The following is a 15586-nucleotide window of genomic DNA, read 5'->3' on the forward strand; positions in this document are numbered from 1 at the left end:
GGCTCAGCGGTGGGCGGCGGCCCGGGCGCGGGCGCGGCGCCGGCGCCAGCGGGCCGCCTCCACCAGCCCGGTCACCGCGACCGAGAGACCGACCCCGACCAGCAGGCCCTTGACCGGGTCCCGTTCAAAGGCCAGGCCGCCGAAGTAGCCGAGCAGGCCGCAGTAGATCCCCCAGGTGCCGGTGGCCAGCGCGTCGTAGAGCGGGAAGCAGCGCAGCGGATAGCGGACCGCGCCCATGGTGAGGGTGACGCCGCGGGCCGAGTAGCCGGATCACGCCCGCCGCCCGGGAGCCCGGACGGCGGGGCGCGTCAGCGGATCGTGCCGGTCAGGTGCGGCCGACCGGCGCGGTCGTGCAGGGCGAAGTCCCAGGCCGGGGTGGCGCTGAAGGCCACCGTCGAGGGCAGCGGCACCGGCAGCTTGAACGCGACGTCGGCCGTGTAGCCCTCCGGCAGCCGGCTCTCCAGTGCCGCCAGGCAGCGGGCCTTGCTCCACATCCCGTGCGCGATGGGGCGGGGGAAGCCGAACAGCCGGGCCCCCAGCCGCGAGGTGTGGATCGGGTTGTGGTCACCGGAGACCCGGGCGTAGTCCGTACCGACCCGGGGCGTCACCCGCCAGTGGGCGGTGGCGGCCGGCGGCGCGGGCCGCTCGCCCCGGTCGCGCCGCTCGCCCCCGCCCGACCTGCGCTCCTTGCCCAGGTACGTCGAGACGCCGCGCCAGACCTCCGCCCCGTCGACCGACCCGACGAGCACCACGTCGAGCTGCCGACCCCGGTCGTGCGGGCGCAGGTTCTCCGCGTACGTCCGGAAGTCCAGCGTCTCGCCCGCCTCGATGGGCCGGTGCACGGTGATCCGGTTGGCCACGTGCACCACGCCGGTCAGCGGGATCGGGAACGCCGGCGCGGTCATCAGCCGCAGCGCCAGCGGGAACCCCATCACGTGCGGGTACGTCGCCGGCAGTCGGTCGGCCAGCCGGAAGCCGCAGACCCGGTCGTAGTCGGCCAGGTGTGCCCGGTCGACGGTGACGCCGGCGACGGTCAGCTCGACCTCGGGCACGGTGTCGCTCCGCCGGCCACCGAGGCCGGGCAGCGCACCGAGCAGCGCGCGCCGGTAGAGCGCCCCGGCGGCCGGCATCCGGGGTAGCTCGACCACCGCCCGGCCGGCCGTCGGCGCCTCGTCGGCAAGCCTCCGGTTCAGCTCGGCGGTGTACGCCGAGAGATCCTGGGTCGGGCCGTCGATCAGCTCGTGCACGGACAGGTCCTGCGTCGGAGCCTCGGCCGGGTCGTCGTTCCTGGCCATCACGCCCCCAGCAGGCTCTGGCCGCAGACCCGGACGATGTTGCCGCTGACCGCGCCGGTCGCCGGCCAGGCCAGCCAGCCGATCGTCTCGGCGACGTCCACCGGGAGACCGCCCTGGGACATGCTGTTCATCCGGCGGCCCGCCTCGCGCAGCATCAGCGGGATCCGGGCGGTCAACCGGGTCTCGATGAAGCCGGGGGCGACCGCGTTGACGCTGATGTCCCGGTCGCGCAGCACCGGGGCCATCGACTCGACCAGCCCGATCACGCCGGCCTTACTGGTGGCGTAGTTGGTCTGGCCGCGGTTGCCGGCGATGCCGGCGATCGAGGAGACCGACACGATCCGCCCGCCGGACGGGATCAGCCCGCGTTCCAGCAGCACCTCGTTGATCCGCTCCTGGCTGGAGAGGTTCACGTCGATGACCGAGTCCCACCGGTCGGCGTCCATCCGGCCGAGGGTCTTGTCCCGGGTGATGCCGGCGTTGTGCACCACCACGTCCACCCGGCCGTACCGGTCGGCGATGTGCTGGGCGAGGCGGGTCGGCGCGTCCGGCGCGGTCAGGTCGAGCTGGACGGCACTGCCGCCGACCTCGTTCGCCACCGCGGCGAGTTCGTCCCCGGCGGCCGGGATGTCCAGGGCGATCACCTGGGCGCCGTCCCGGGCCAGCACCCGGGCCAGCGCCGCGCCGATGCCGCGGGCCGCTCCGGTGACCAGTACGACCTGCCCGTCCAGTGGGCGCTCCCAGTCGGCCGGCGGCTGGGCGGTGCCGGTGCCGATCCGGATCACCTGGCCGGAGACGTACGCGGAGCGCCCGGACAGCAGGAAGCGCAGCGTCGACTCCAGGCTGGCGAGGGTGCCGGCGTCGCCGCTGCTCGTGACGTACACGAGCTGGGCGGTGACGCCGCGGCCGAACTCCTTGCCGATGCTGCGGGTCAGCCCCTCCAGGGCCCGCTGGGCGGTGGCCTCGCGCGGCGAGGCGCACTCCGCCGGCGGGCTGCCGAGCACGATCACCCGGCCGCTGGGCAGCAGCGCCCGCGCGTGCGGGTGGAAGAAGTCGTAGAGCTGGCGCAGCTCGACGGAGTCGGTGATGCCGGTGGCGTCGTACACCAGGGCGGCGTAGCGCGCCGTGGCGTCGGTGGCGGCGGCCGGGTCGGGCAGCTCGACCCCGGCGGCGGCCAGAATCTTGCCGACCGGCTCGGCGAGTCGCCCGCCGGTCGCCGAGCCGAGCAGGACGGGCCCGGGAACCAGCGGATCACCGGGCGTGTACCGGCGCAGTCGAGGCGGTTCGGGCAGCCCGAGGCGCTTGACCAGCGCGCGGCCGGCCCCCGATTGGACGAAGCTCGCGTACCTGTCGGTCATGGGCGTAGCCTACTGGCGAGTAGGGTTCGGGCAACAGTTTCGAGGAGGCCGATCGTGCAGAGTGTCCGGCGGGTCGCGGTCATCGGTGGCAACCGCATCCCCTTCGCCCGGTCCAACTCCCGGTACGCGCACGCGTCCAACGCGGACATGCTCGGCGCGGCGCTGGACGGGCTGGTGGCCCGGTTCGGCCTGGCCGGGCAGCGGGTCGGCGAGGTGGTCGCCGGGGCGGTGCTCAAGCACTCCCGGGACTTCAACCTCACCCGCGAGGTGGTGCTCGGCTCCCGTCTCGATCCGCACACCCCGGCGTACGACATCCAGCAGGCCTGCGGCACCGGGCTGGAGGCGGCCATCCTGGTCGCCAACAAGATCGCCCTCGGGCAGATCGATGTGGGCCTCGCCGGCGGTGTGGACACCACTTCGGACGCGCCGCTGGCCATCAACGAGGACCTCCGCCGCACCCTGATCCAGCTCAACTCCGCCCGGACCCTCGGCGAGCGGCTGAAGATCGCCGCCAAGCTGCGCCCGCACCAGCCGTTCAAGCCGGAGATCCCGCGCAACGCCGAACCGCGTACCGGGTTGTCGATGGGGGAGCACGCGGCCCGGACCGCGGCGCGCTGGGGAGTCGACCGGCAGGCCCAGGACGAGCTGGCGCTCCGCTCGCACCAGCGGCTCGCCGCCGCGTACGACCGGGGTTTCTTCGACGATCTGATGACGCCGTACCTGGGGCTCACCCGGGACCAGAACCTCCGAGCGGACACCACGCTGGAGAAGCTGGGATCGCTCAAGCCGGTCTTCGGCGCGAAGGGCCCGGACGCCGAGGGCGCCACCATGACCGCCGGCAACTCCTCCCCGCTCACCGACGGCGCCTCGACGGTGCTGCTGGCCAGCGAGGAGTGGGCCCGCGAGCACAGCCTCCCGGTGCTCGCCTGGTTCTCCTTCAACGAGGTGGCCGCGGTCGACTTCGTGCACGGCGACGAGGGCCTGCTGATGGCCCCCGCGTACGCGGTGCCCCGGATGCTCGCCCGGGCCGGCCTGACCCTCCAGGACTTCGACTACTACGAGATCCACGAGGCGTTCGCCTCGCAGGTGCTGGCCACCCTGGCCGCCTGGGAGTCGCCCGAGTTCTGCAAGGACCGGCTCGGCCTGGACGCGCCGCTCGGCCCGATCGACCGGGACAAGCTCAACGTCAACGGCTCCTCGCTGGCCGCCGGGCACCCGTTCGCGGCCACCGGCGGCCGGATCGTCGCCACCCTCGCCAAGCTCCTCGCCGAGAAGGGCAGCGGTCGTGGCCTGATCTCGATCTGCGCGGCCGGCGGCCAGGGCGTGACGGCGATCCTGGAGCGCTGACCTCCTCGTCCGGGCCGTGCCGCCGCGCGATGGCGGCCCGGGCGGCCAGCGGTCTTCCGCCCGGTGGCCCGGAACGCGCCGACGCCCGCCAGGACGTACCTGGCGGGCGTCGGACGGGCGGGACGGGCTCAGCCCAGGGTGAACTTCTCCCAGAGGCCGATCGAGGTGCGGTTGGCGATCAGCGGCTTCGCCCCGGCGCTCTCGGCCGTGACGTAGCGGCTGTTCGCGGCGGCCTTGAGGCTCACGGTGCCGTCGCTGTTCCGGATGATGGTGAACCGCTCCCAGGCGCCGACCACCGTCCGATTGGCGATCAGCGGCAGGGTTCCTTTGCTGTCGGCACAGACGAAGCGGTTGTTGGCGTGGGCGAAGAGGGCGACCTGACCGTTGCCGAGGTCGACGATGTCGAACCGTTCCCACGGGCCGACCGCGGTGCGGTTGGCAATCAGCGGCTTGGTGCCGGCGCTCTCGGCCGTGACGTACCTGCTGTTTACGCGGGCCTTCAGCGACCGGTCGGCGTCGGCGACATTGACCAGGTAGAACTTCTCCCGGGTGCCGATCGTGGTGGCGTTCGCGGTCAGCGGAGAAGTGGTGGAGGGCGCACTGACGTACGTGCTTGCGGTCGAGCGGAGGCTGATCGTGCCGTCCGTGTTCCGGAGCAGGCGGAACCAGCCGGTCGTGTCGACCCAGGTCCCGTTGGCGATGAACGCGTTGCTGCTGGTCACGTACCGGCCGGTGGCTCGGGAGAAGAGCGCGACGCGGCCGGTGCCGATGTCCGCCAGGTCAAACTGGGCGGTGCCCCCGGGCGCGGCCTGGTCGGCGATCAGGGCAGCGTTGGCCCCCGCCGCCACGTAGCGGAGGCCGGACTGCGCGAGCAGCGCCACCGTGCCGCTACGCCGGGCCACGGTGACACTCTGCTGGCTGGCGTGTGCGCGACCGTCACTGCCGGAGACCTTGACTGAGACGGTGTAGGTGGCCGTGGCCGCGTAGCGGTGCGTGGCGACGGGGGTGGCCTGGGTGACCACCGTGCCGTCACCGAAGTCGATCACGTACGAGGTGATCGGAACGTAGCCAGGGGTGGAGGCGCTGGCGTCGACCGTGACCGACATGGTGCCCAGGTCCAGCGCCACGGTGAACCGGGAGGCGGGAGTGCCGAGCGTCTCCACCGGGCCACGATCGGCGTAGGTGACGGGCCCGGCGCCGGAATCCGGCCGGGCCGGGTTGTCCGCTCGAGGATTGCCGATCCGGTCGGTGCTCTGGTAGCCGGGAGCGGCCGAGTTGGCGGCATCCTCCGCGTCGTAGCTCCAGGGCGTGTCCTTGTCGTGCGCGGCCTGGCCCGATGCGGTACGGAACTCGGCGAGACCCATCGCGGTGCCGTTCCAGGAGTACGCGGACGCGGAGGGCGAGGCGTGGTGGTAGACGTTGTTGTAGTCGGCCACCGTGTTCTGACCGGCGTCGCCGTAGAGGCCGATCTCCGCGCCCGGCTCACCGTTCGGGTCGCAATAGGTCTGCCCGAACATCCCGTTCGAGCTCAGCACGTTGTTCTGCACCGAGACACCGGTGGACACGCCGTCGACCCGGATGCCGTCCCGGCAGCGGCTTCGGACGCTGTTGTTGCTGATCGCCGTACCGGTGGCGCCGTGATTGTGAATGCCGTAGCCCGCGCCACCGCTGATCTGGGTGTTGGCCACCACCGTGTCGGTCGCCCCCGCTTCGACGGCGATGGCGGCGCCGGTGAAGCCGGTGACGTTCACCCCGACGACGCTGTTGCCCGACCCCTCGATGTGGATGCCGTGACTCTGATCGGCGAAGTTGTCGCTGATCGGGCTCACGATGTTGCCCAGCCGGACCGAGACGGCGCTGGTAGTGGCATCCATGGTGAGACCGGCCTTGAGCGCGCGGCCGCTGGCGGTGACCCCCTTCAGGGTCGAACGGGTCACCCCGGTGAGTCGTAGGGCGGGTGCGGTCGAGCCGTCCGCCATGGAGTAGATGCCACGCTCGATCGTGACATCCGTGGCGTTCCGCAGGTCCAGGGCAGGCGTGGCGGTGCTGCCGCGGACGTTCATGTTCTGCACCAGGATGTCGTGCTGGCCGTCGATGGTGACGCCTCCGCCGGCACCGGAGCCCGTCAGGGTGGCATACGCGCTGCCGAGGAAAACGATCGGTTGGTCCGGGGTGCCGGAGCGGGAGACGGTGAGCCGCTCCGCGTAGGTCCCCGAGCCGATGTCGACGGTCTGGCCGGCGGTGACGATCGCGGCGGCCGGAGCGATCGAGCAGAAAGGCTGCTCCAATGTGCCCGGTCCGGCGTCGGAGCACGCGGTCGACATCTGGCGGACGTAGAGGACCGTGGCGTCGGCGGCCTGAGCCGGGGACGCGAGGGAGAGGAGGGAACCGCTGGTCAGGACGAGAGTCGCCAGGCCGGCGAGGGAGGGTCTTTGCATGCGAGTCCTCGGTAGAGGAGGAAGGAGCCCGGGACTGGGCCGGGAGAGAGTCGCGGTCATGATCCTCCACCGGCTCTGGGTCGCGCTGCCCCCGCTCGCAAAAGGGGCTCTCACCCCAGTCGATGACCAGTCGAGCAGTAAGGTGCGAAGTTATAAAAAGGAAACTCCCCTGTCGCAGACAGGCGAGGGCGCTGATCGGAGGAGACGGTTTCTGGCCTCCACACGCGCTCACCGGCCGTCCCGGCTGATCCTGCGTGCCGGGCGGGCAACCTCCGCCCGGCTGCCCTCCGTCACCTGGTCATGAGGCGAACGAGAGGCCCCGCATCGTGAACCGGGCCGACGAGGACGAGTACCGGCAGTTCGTCGCCGCCCGGCTGCAGCCGTTGCGCCGGACGGCGTACCTGCTCTGCCGGGACTGGCACACCGCCGACGACCTGGTCTCCATCACCATCGGCAAGCTCTACCGCCACTGGCGGCGGGTACGCGCGGCGGAGAACGTCGACGCATACGTCCGGGGCGTGCTCACCCACGCCTGGCTGGACGAGCGGCGCCGGCCGTGGCGGCGTGAGCGCAGCACCGACGAGCTGCCCGAGCAGGCCGACCTCGTGATGCCGGAGCCTTCGCTGGCGGACCCGGGAGATGCTGCTGGATTTGCTCGGCCAGCTTCCGCCCCGGCGGCGTGCGGTGCTCGTGCTCCGCTTCTACTGCGACCTGTCCGTTGAGGAGACCGCCGGCATCCTCGGCATCAGCGCCGGGACCGTGAAGAGCCAGGCCGCCCGCGGCCTGGATGCGCTGCGCCTGCTGATGACCGGCGCCCCGTCGGCCCGGGGGGAGCTGTCATGACGTACCAGCAGCTGTTCGACGATCTGATCGGCGAGACGCCGCTCTCCACGGTGGACGTGGACCGGGTGATCGGCCGGCAGCGCCGGGCCCGGCGCCTGCGGATCGGCGCGGGGACCACTGCGGTCGCCGCGGCGGTGGCCCTGGTGGTCTTCGGTACGACCGGCCTGATCGGCAAGCCGCACGCCCAACCTGCCCGGCCGACGCCGACCGTCACCACCGTCCCCGGCAGCGACCGGGACCTGGACCGGATCGATGCGGCCGTCGTCGCCGCTCTGCTGAGGATGGAGCCGGCCCTCAGTTGGGCCGAGAAGGGCAACCCGGCCGGCACGGTGCCGAACTGGGAGTCCCGGCCCGCCGGCGCCAGCCTGGCCTCGGGTTACCGCGGCGAGGGCCAGCTCCGAATCGGCGGTGTCGACCTGTTCATCGGTGTGCAGATCACGCGCGACGGCGCGACCGCCTGGGAGCGGGAGGGAGGCCGTTCGTGCAGCAAGAACGCCGTCGAGTGCGGCGAGCGGACCGGCCCGCACCGGGAAAGGATGCGGTATCAGCGGTCGGTCTCGCAGCAGGAGGTGCCACCGAGGCTGCGGGCCGAGATCCCGGAGCGCATGGAGAGCGCGGATGTGACGATCCTGCGCGGAGACGGCTCATTGATAGTCGTGTCCGCCGGGACGACCGGGGAGGACTCTCGGCTCCCGCTGACCGTCGATCAGCTCACCACGGTGGCTCTCGACCCGGCGATCGTCCTCGGCCCCGCACCGTCCGCGTCCCCCGGCCCCAGCTCCACCGTCAGGACCGTCGCGGGCAGTCAGCAGGACGCCGTCCGGCTCGACGAGGCGCTGACGGCGGCGCTGGGCCGGCAGGCGGCCGGCTTCACCTGGACGACCAAGTGGGGCGGCAAGGACAGCCCCATGCCCGTCGGGTTTGCACCCAAGGGCCGGCTCAACGTGAATGCGCCCGTCCTGGACGCCGCCTCGTTCCGGGTGGGCGACCGTGCCGGTCAGCTCAGCATGCGCCTGCTCCGGGAGGGCCGAGCCGCCTGGGAGAACGCATCCCCCTGCCCGACCGCCGGCCTGGCCGGCCGCAACTGCACAGTCACGGAAGGGCCGGGTGGCGAGCGGGTGCGGGCCCGGCGGCTGCTCAAACCTCTCGGCGCGCCGGGAGACCGGCCCACCCTGGGCCAGGACGTCCTGGTCGAGGTGCTGCGGTCGGACGGCACCCTCGTGTACCTGTACGTGAGCCAGCCGGTGCTGTCGACGGCGCAGCTGATCGCCGTCGCGCGCGATCCGGCGCTCACCCTGGCCCCCCCGCCGCCTGGTCCCGGCACCAATCAGGTCTACGGCTTGCCGGATCAGTTCTACGGCGAGGCTGAGCGGACCGCTGCCGTCGCCGCCCTGGACGACGTCTCGCCCGCCGGGACCATTTACCTCGGCTACCCGGCGGGAGGGAGCTTCGACGGGCTCATCGGCGCCAGCGAGGTGGCGTTCCCGTTCCTGGTGCAGCGGTCCGGACTGGCTGGCGACGGGGAGATCATTGTCCAGCGGAGGATGGGATCTACATTGACGTGCAGCAATGTAAGGTCGCTCTCCTCCCGAGTGCATGAGGGGCATCCGCACGACGGCGAGTGCAGCGAGTCGACCCGTCCGGATGGCAACCGGGTCGTCTCCCTCGTGTCCCGCTCGTCCGGGACGGTCACCTACGACGTCTTCGTGCAGCGGCCCGACCGGGGCACGGTGGAGGTCGTGCTGGACAACCGGCCGAACACCGGGTCGGCCACCGACATGCCGAAGCATGGCGAATTCCCCCGGGAGTGGCCGAAGGGCAACAGGGGTGGGGCCACTCCACCGCTGACCCTCGATGAAGTGACGTCGCTGTCCGGACATCCGGATCTGATCAACCTTCTGCCCTGACCGGTGACGGTGCCCGGGGTCGGCCCACCGCCGGCCCCGGGCACCGTCGGTGACCCCGTCAGGGGGCGGCCGCCGGGTACGGGAGAATGAGGGCCGTGACGACGATCCCGAACGTGCTCGCCAACCGGTACGCCTCGCCCGAGCTGGTCGCCCTCTGGTCGCCGGAGGAGAAGGTACGGATGGAACGGCGGCTCTGGCTCGCCGTACTGAAGGCCCAGCGCGACCTCGGCGTGCCGGTGCCGGACGGGGTGGTCGAGGCGTACGAGCGGGTGGTCGACCAGGTCGACCTGGCCTCGATCGCGGCGCGCGAGCGGGTCACCCGGCACGACGTGAAGGCCCGGATCGAGGAGTTCAGCGCGCTCGCCGGGCACGAGCACGTGCACAAGGGCATGACCTCCCGGGACCTCACCGAGAACGTCGAGCAGCTCCAGATCCGCGCGTCGCTGGAGCTGATCCGGGACCGGATCGTCGCTGCGCTGGCCCGGCTGGCCTGGTTGGCGCACGAGCACTCCGGCCTGGTGATGACCGGTCGTTCGCACAACGTCGCCGCGCAGGCCACCACGCTGGGCAAGCGCTTCGCCTCGGCCGCAGAGGAGCTGCTGATTGCGTACGAGCGGCTGGAGGACCTGATCGGCCGGTACCCGCTGCGCGGGATCAAGGGCCCGGTCGGCACCGCCGCGGACCAGCTCGACCTCTTCGACGGCGACGCGGACAAGGTGGCCGGGCTGGAGCGGCGGGTCGCCGAGCACCTTGGCTTCGCCCGGGTGCTGGACAGCGTCGGCCAGGTCTACCCGCGGTCGCTGGATTTCGACGTGCTCTCCGCGCTGGCCCAGGTGGCCGCGGCGCCGTCGTCGCTGGCCACCACGATCCGGTTGATGGTCGGTCAGGAGCTGGTCACCGAGGGCTTCAAGCCGGGCCAGGTGGGCTCCAGCGCGATGCCGCACAAGATGAACACCCGGTCGTCGGAGCGGGTGAACGGCTTCGCGGTGATCATCCGGGGCTACCTGTCGATGGTCGGTGAGCTGGCCGGGGACCAGTGGAACGAGGGGGACGTCTCCTGCTCGGTGGTCCGCCGGGTGGCCCTGCCGGACGCGTTCTTCGCCGCCGACGGGCTGTTCCAGACCTTCCTCACCGTGCTGGACGAGTTCGGCGCGTACCCAGCCGTGATCAACCGGGAGCTGGAGCGGTTCCTGCCGTTCCTCGCCACCACCAAGATCCTCGTCGCCGCGGTTCGGCGGGGTGTCGGCCGGGAGGTCGCGCACGAGGTGATCAAGGAGCACGCGGTCGCCGTGGCGCTGGCGATGCGCGAGAAGGGCACCGCCGAGAACGACCTCTTCGACCGGCTCGCCGCGGACAGCCGGCTGGGCCTGTCGCGGGCCGAGATCGACGCCCTGGTCGCCGACCGCACCGGCTTCGTCGGCGCCGCCCCGGCCCAGGTCGACGCGGTCACCCGGCGCATCTCCGAGGTGGTGACCGCCCACCCCGAGGCGGCCACCTACTCCCCACCCCCCATCCTCTGACCGCGCCCTCCGCCGTTGGTCAGGACAAGATCATCTGATGATCGCGTTGGTCCCTACCGGCGTGTCACAGCGCTCAGTTGCGACGATCATGCGGTGCCGGAGCGGCAGCGCCCCACCCAGCCTGGTCTGAGCGCGGTGGCGGTCAGGGTTCGCGGGTGGGGGTTTCCCCGGCCGAGCTCAGGTTGGGCGCGCTCGCCGGCTCGGCGATACCGCCGGGCGCCTCGACGATCTCCGGCTCGTGGGCGGTCTCGGCCGCGACCATCGGCTGGTCGGAGGGCATGACGTCCGGCATCTTGGGTACGACGATCACCGCTGTCCCGTACGCGCAGATCTCCATCCACATCTCGCCGCAGTCCCGGCTGTCGAAACGCATCCCGACCACCGCGTTCGCGCCGAGGCGGCGGGCCTCCTCGCCGAGCCGCGCCACCGAGTCGGTACGCCAGCGGGTGAGGTTGTCCGGCGCCATGGGGTCGTAGGCGCCACCACGGAGGTTCTTGACCCCTTCGCGGTACGGGTTCCTGGTCCTGGCCATCGAGGAAACCACTTCGCCGAGGATCTGGCGGATCTCGTAGCCGGGCAGAGATTCCGTCGTCACGACCAGCACGCTTCCGATGCTGTCAGGTCGGCCAATGGCCTGTTCGTGAGGCTTGTTCACTTGGCCGGATGCTGCGAAACGAGGCGCTGCGGACGGGTCGGCACGGGTGGGCCCAGGCAGTGCTGGACGGCGTGCCGCGGCCGGTTCGGGCCGGAACGCGCATTCCGGACGCAACGGGCAGGGAGTGTCGGAAACCGGCCACCAGGGCCGTCGAATGCCGGAACCGACCGGCCACGGATCGGCCGTCGCGGATGGCTCACATGTTCGTGTACGCCGCCGGCTGCGACATCCGGAGGTAACAATTTGGCCACTCCAGGAGGGCCGTAAAGCCTGCTAACGGCACGTTCCGCGCAGGCCGGGACACCCGCCGCTTCCATCGGCCGTCGGCGACGTCGATCACCGCCGGGACTGCGCCCGGCCGGTGCGGCCGGGGCGGTATCTGCCAGGTAGGCTGGCTGCGCTCGCCCGTTGTGGGTCGGCACCCAACTGCGTACACAGTCAGGAGTGCCCAGTGCCTCGCGTCGTCGTCGACGTCATGCTCAAGCCCGAGATCCTCGATCCTCAGGGCCAGGCCGTCGCAAACGCGCTGCCCCGGCTCGGCGTCAACGATGTCGCCTCGGTCCGGATCGGCAGGCGGATCGAGATCGACTTCACCGGTGAACCGGATCTGGACCGGGCCCGGGAGATCGCCGACAAGCTGCTCGCCAACCCGGTCATCGAGGACTTCACCGTCCGCCTGGTCGAGACCGACGAGACCGTGGACGCGCACTCGTGACCGCCCGGGTCGGTGTGGTCACGTTCCCCGGCTCGCTCGACGACGGGGACGCGGCCCGTGCCGTCCGGATCGCCGGCGCCGAACCGGTTCGCCTCTGGCACGGCGACCCGCAGCTGTACGGGGTGGACGCCGTCGTCCTCCCCGGTGGCTTCTCCTACGGCGACTACCTGCGCTGCGGCGCCATCGCCCGGTTCGCCCCGGTGATGGAGACGATCGTGGACGCGGCCCGGGGTGGCATGCCGCTGCTCGGCATCTGCAACGGCTTCCAGATCCTCTGCGAGGCCCACCTGCTCCCCGGCGCACTCACCCGCAACCAGCATCTGCACTTCCGCAACCGGGACCAGATCCTCCGCGTCGAGTCCGTCGACACCGCCTGGACCAACGCGTTCCAGCCCGGCCAGGAGGTGCTGATCCCGGTCAAGAACGGTGAGGGCTGCTACGTCGCCGACCCCGCGACGCTGGACCAGCTCGAGGCGGAGGGCCGGGTCGTCGCCCGCTACCTCGGTGGCAACCCCAACGGTTCGCAGCGCGACATCGGCGCGATCACCAACCAGGCCGGCAACGTGGTCGGCATCATGCCGCATCCCGAGCACGCGGTGGAGGCCCTCACCGGCCCCTCCCTGGACGGTCTCGGCTTCTTCACCTCGGTGCTCAAGCACCTGGTGGGGGCGCCGGCGTGACCGTGCGCGGCGGGATCATCGGTTGGCTCACCCGCCGCTACGGCGGCGAGCGCAGCGAGGAGAGGTCATGACCACCCATCCGGACCCGGCCGTTCGGGAGACGCCGGGCGCCTTCCCGGCCGCCCCGGCCCAGCCGCGTGCGGCCACCGTGGTGCCGCAGGCCGCCCCGGTCGACGACTGGGCTCTCGGCGTGGACACCGTGTCCCGTGCCGCCGGCACCCCCGAGGAGCTCCAGCCGTACGCCGAGCTGGGCCTCCGCGACGACGAGTACGACCGGATCCGGCACATCCTCGGCCGCCGGCCCACCCAGGCCGAGCTGGCCATGTACTCGATCATGTGGAGCGAGCACTGCTCCTACAAGTCCAGCAAGGTGCACCTGCGCCAGTTCGGCGAGAAGGCCCCGCCGAGCGACCGGCTGCTCGCCGGCATCGGTGAGAACGCCGGCGTGGTGCAGGTCTCCGACGAGCTGGCGGTGACCTTCAAGGTCGAGTCGCACAACCACCCGAGCTTCGTCGAGCCGTACCAGGGCGCGGCGACCGGTGTCGGCGGCATCGTGCGGGACATCCTCGCCATGGGTGCCCGCCCGGTCGCGGTGATGGACCCGCTGCGCTTCGGCGCGGCCGACCACCCGGACACCGCCCGAGTGCTGCCCGGCGTGGTCGCCGGCGTCGGCGGCTACGGCAACTGCCTCGGCCTGCCGAACATCGGCGGCGAGGTGGTCTTCGACCCCTGCTACCAGGGCAACCCGCTGGTCAACGCGCTCTGCCTCGGTGTGCTGCCGGTCAACCGGCTGCAGAAGAAGGAGGCCGCCGGCCCCGGCAACGTCGTGGTGCTGATGGGCGCCAAGACCGGTCGGGACGGCATCGGCGGGGTGTCGGTGCTGGCCAGCGCCACCTTCGACGAGGGCAGCGAGCAGCGCCGCCCGTCGGTGCAGGTGGGCGACCCGTTCACCGAGAAGCTGCTGATCGAGGCCTGCCTGGAGCTGTACGACGCCGAGCTGGTCGTCGGCATCCAGGACCTTGGCGGCGCCGGCCTCACCTGCGCGCTCACCGAGACCGCCGCGGCGGCCGGCACCGGCATGCGGGTCTGGCTGGAGCGGGTGCCGCTGCGCGAGCCCTCGATGGAGCCGCACGAGATCCTGGCCAGCGAGTCGCAGGAGCGGATGCTGCTGGTCGTCGCCCCGGACAGGCTGGAGGCGGTGCTCAAGACCGCCGAGAAGTGGGGCGTGCTGGCCACCCCGATCGGCGAGGTCACTCCGCCGGCGCCGGACGGCCGGCCCGGGCGGCTGCTGATCACCTGGCGCGACCAGGTCGTGGTGGACGTGCCGCCGGGCTCCCTGGTCGACGACGGGCCGGTCTACGCCCGCCCGATGCGCGAGCCGGCCGACCTGATCCTGCTCCAGGCCGACCGGGCGGAGACGCTGCCCCGGCCGAACAACCCGGAGGCGCTGCGGGAGACCGTGCTGCGCATGATCGCGTCGCCGAACCTGGCCGACAAGACCTGGGTCACCGAGCAGTACGACCGGTACGTCCTGGGCAACACCGTGCTGGCGCAGCCGGAGGACTCCGGCGTGATCCGGATCGATGAGCGGACCGGCCTGGGCGTCGCCCTCTCCGTCGACGGCAACGGGCGGTACGCGCGCCTCGACCCGTACCACGGCACCAAGCTGGCCCTTGCCGAGGCGTACCGGAACGTGGCGGTGACCGGCGCGAAGCCGATCGCCGTCACCAACTGCCTCAACTTCGGCTCGCCGGAGGACCCGGGCGTGATGTGGCAGTTCGCCGAGGCCGTCCGCGGCCTCGCCGACGGCTGCGCCGAGCTGGGCATCCCGGTGACCGGCGGCAACGTCAGCTTCTACAACCAGACCGGCGCGGCGGCCATCCACCCGACCCCGGTGGTCGGTGTGCTCGGCGTGCTGGACAACGTCGCCGACCGGGTGTCCATGGGCTTCGTGCCGCGTCCGGCCGGCGACCACGACCAGCTCTTCCTGCTCGGCGAGACGCACGTGGAGCTCTCCGGCTCGGAGTGGGCCTGGGTGACCCACGAGCACCTGGGCGGGATCCCGCCGCAGGTCGACCTGGCCCGGGAGCGGCAGCTCGCCGACCTGCTGGCCGAGGCGGCCCGGGTCGGGCACCTCAGCTCGGCGCACGACCTCTCCGACGGTGGCCTCGCCCAGAGCCTGGTGGAGTCCTGCCTTCGCCGCGGGGTCGGTGCCCGGGTCGCGGTGCCGGATCAGTTCACCGGCGGCTCGATGCCGTTCGTCTTCCTGTTCAGCGAGTCCGCCGGGCGCGTCCTGGTGTCGGTGCTGCGCGGGCACGAGAAGGCGTTCACCGCCCTCTGCGCCGAGCGCGGGGTGCCGTGGGAGTTCGTCGGTGTCACCGACCCGGCCGGCGGTGCGCTGGAGGTGCACGGCCAGTTCCGGATCGGCCTCGACGAGCTCCGGGCCGCACACACGGCGACCCTGCCGCGGCTCTTCGGCGGGCCCGAGGCGGCTCAGGTGGAGGTCGAGGCGGCCCGGACCGGGACCACCACGGTCTTCCCGGCGACCGCCGAGCAGCCGGTGGACGTCGAGCCGGCCCCGGCCGAGGCGGAGACCGCCGAGCCGGAAACCGACGCGCCGGCCGCCGAGACGCGGCTCGCTGAGGCGGACACCGCACCGGTGAGCGTGGGGGAGACCGCGGCCGTGGAGCCGGCCGAGGACGCCCCGGCGGAGGCCGCCACGACCACGGACGACGCCTCCGACGCCCCGGCGACCGCCGAGGCCGGCTCGGCGGAGCCCGTGACGGCTACCGGTGAACCGGACCAGTCCGCGCCCGACCAACGCTGAG

Annotated in this window: 12 protein-coding genes and 1 pseudogene; 8 read left to right on the top strand and 5 right to left on the bottom strand. The window is 72.2% G+C overall.

Features of this window, described 5'->3' with window-relative positions:
• Window positions 1–3 precede the first annotated feature (3 nt).
• The 3 genes and pseudogenes from DKL51_RS22015 to DKL51_RS22025 form a co-directional block, all read right to left on the bottom strand.
• Window positions 4–249 (bottom strand): annotated as a pseudogene (locus tag DKL51_RS22015) (DedA family protein); the annotation flags it as partial.
• A gap of 59 nt (window positions 250–308) precedes the next feature.
• Window positions 309–1130, bottom strand: a complete 822-nt coding sequence (locus tag DKL51_RS22020; RefSeq protein ID WP_243422563.1) for a MaoC/PaaZ C-terminal domain-containing protein — start codon at window positions 1128–1130, stop codon at window positions 309–311.
• A gap of 164 nt (window positions 1131–1294) precedes the next feature.
• Entirely contained in the window at window positions 1295–2653 is a 1359-nt protein-coding gene (locus DKL51_RS22025) for a 3-oxoacyl-ACP reductase (RefSeq protein WP_109946384.1), read from the bottom strand.
• Between the two features lie 54 nt (window positions 2654–2707).
• On the opposite strand from DKL51_RS22025, the gene DKL51_RS22030 reads away from it, so the two are divergent.
• Window positions 2708–4000, top strand: a complete 1293-nt coding sequence (locus tag DKL51_RS22030; protein ID WP_109946383.1) for an acetyl-CoA C-acetyltransferase — start codon at window positions 2708–2710, stop codon at window positions 3998–4000.
• A 128-nt stretch (window positions 4001–4128) separates the two neighbouring features.
• On the opposite strand, the gene DKL51_RS22035 is transcribed toward DKL51_RS22030, so the two are convergent.
• The gene (locus tag DKL51_RS22035) at window positions 4129–6438 is read right to left on the bottom strand and encodes a PKD domain-containing protein (RefSeq protein WP_165823202.1); all 2310 of its coding nucleotides are present in this window, start codon (window positions 6436–6438) and stop codon (window positions 4129–4131) included.
• A 326-nt stretch (window positions 6439–6764) separates the two neighbouring features.
• On the opposite strand from DKL51_RS22035, the gene DKL51_RS22040 reads away from it, so the two are divergent.
• The 4 genes from DKL51_RS22040 to purB all read left to right on the top strand — a co-directional run bounded on the left by DKL51_RS22040 (window position 6765) and on the right by purB (window position 10708).
• Window positions 6765–7160: a sigma factor gene (locus DKL51_RS22040; RefSeq protein ID WP_311768075.1), complete on the top strand. Its 396-nt coding sequence runs from the start codon at window positions 6765–6767 to the stop codon at window positions 7158–7160.
• Window positions 7129–7281 carry a sigma factor-like helix-turn-helix DNA-binding protein gene (locus DKL51_RS36960; RefSeq protein WP_311768076.1) on the top strand — a complete coding sequence of 51 codons (153 nt, stop codon included), beginning with the start codon at window positions 7129–7131 and terminating at the stop codon, window positions 7279–7281. Before DKL51_RS22040 ends, DKL51_RS36960 begins: the two co-directional genes overlap by 32 nt.
• The gene (locus DKL51_RS22045; RefSeq protein ID WP_124812437.1) at window positions 7278–9188 is read left to right on the top strand and encodes a hypothetical protein; all 1911 of its coding nucleotides are present in this window, start codon (window positions 7278–7280) and stop codon (window positions 9186–9188) included. Before DKL51_RS36960 ends, DKL51_RS22045 begins: the two co-directional genes overlap by 4 nt.
• Window positions 9189–9283: 95 nt before the next feature.
• Entirely contained in the window at window positions 9284–10708 is a 1425-nt protein-coding gene (gene purB, locus DKL51_RS22050) for an adenylosuccinate lyase (RefSeq protein WP_124812438.1), read from the top strand.
• A 142-nt stretch (window positions 10709–10850) separates the two neighbouring features.
• Here purB and DKL51_RS22055 read toward each other — a convergent pair whose 3' ends face one another.
• On the bottom strand, window positions 10851–11312 hold the full coding sequence (locus DKL51_RS22055; protein WP_185734881.1) for a YbjQ family protein: 462 nt from the start codon (window positions 11310–11312) through the stop codon (window positions 10851–10853).
• A gap of 502 nt (window positions 11313–11814) precedes the next feature.
• Between DKL51_RS22055 and purS the strand changes: the two genes are divergently transcribed.
• From purS to purL, 3 genes are all read left to right on the top strand, one after another.
• A complete protein-coding gene (gene purS / locus DKL51_RS22060; RefSeq protein WP_109947032.1) occupies window positions 11815–12078 on the top strand; it encodes a phosphoribosylformylglycinamidine synthase subunit PurS in 264 nt (87 codons plus the stop codon).
• The gene (gene purQ / locus DKL51_RS22065) at window positions 12075–12758 is read left to right on the top strand and encodes a phosphoribosylformylglycinamidine synthase subunit PurQ (protein WP_109947031.1); all 684 of its coding nucleotides are present in this window, start codon (window positions 12075–12077) and stop codon (window positions 12756–12758) included. The genes purS and purQ overlap by 4 nt, the downstream gene beginning before the upstream one ends.
• 67 nt (window positions 12759–12825) lie before the next feature.
• Complete coding sequence (gene purL / locus DKL51_RS22070; protein ID WP_109947030.1) at window positions 12826–15585, top strand: phosphoribosylformylglycinamidine synthase subunit PurL; 2760 nt, start codon at window positions 12826–12828, stop codon at window positions 15583–15585.
• Window position 15586 lies beyond the last annotated feature (1 nt).

Source organism: Micromonospora globispora (assembly GCF_003857015.1).
Taxonomy (GTDB): Bacteria; Actinomycetota; Actinomycetes; order Mycobacteriales; family Micromonosporaceae; genus Micromonospora; species Micromonospora globispora.

Excerpts from the sequence above, each read along its gene's own strand:
- DKL51_RS22045 (WP_124812437.1), top strand. The coding sequence starts at position 7,278 with ATGACGTACCAGCAGCTGTTCGACGATCTGATCGGCGAGACGCCGCTC.
- DKL51_RS22020 (WP_243422563.1), bottom strand. The coding sequence starts at position 1,130 with ATGCCGGCCGCCGGGGCGCTCTACCGGCGCGCGCTGCTCGGTGCGCTG.
- purL (WP_109947030.1), top strand. The coding sequence starts at position 12,826 with ATGACCACCCATCCGGACCCGGCCGTTCGGGAGACGCCGGGCGCCTTC.
- DKL51_RS22035 (WP_165823202.1), bottom strand. The coding sequence starts at position 6,438 with ATGCAAAGACCCTCCCTCGCCGGCCTGGCGACTCTCGTCCTGACCAGC.
- DKL51_RS22025 (WP_109946384.1), bottom strand. The coding sequence starts at position 2,653 with ATGACCGACAGGTACGCGAGCTTCGTCCAATCGGGGGCCGGCCGCGCG.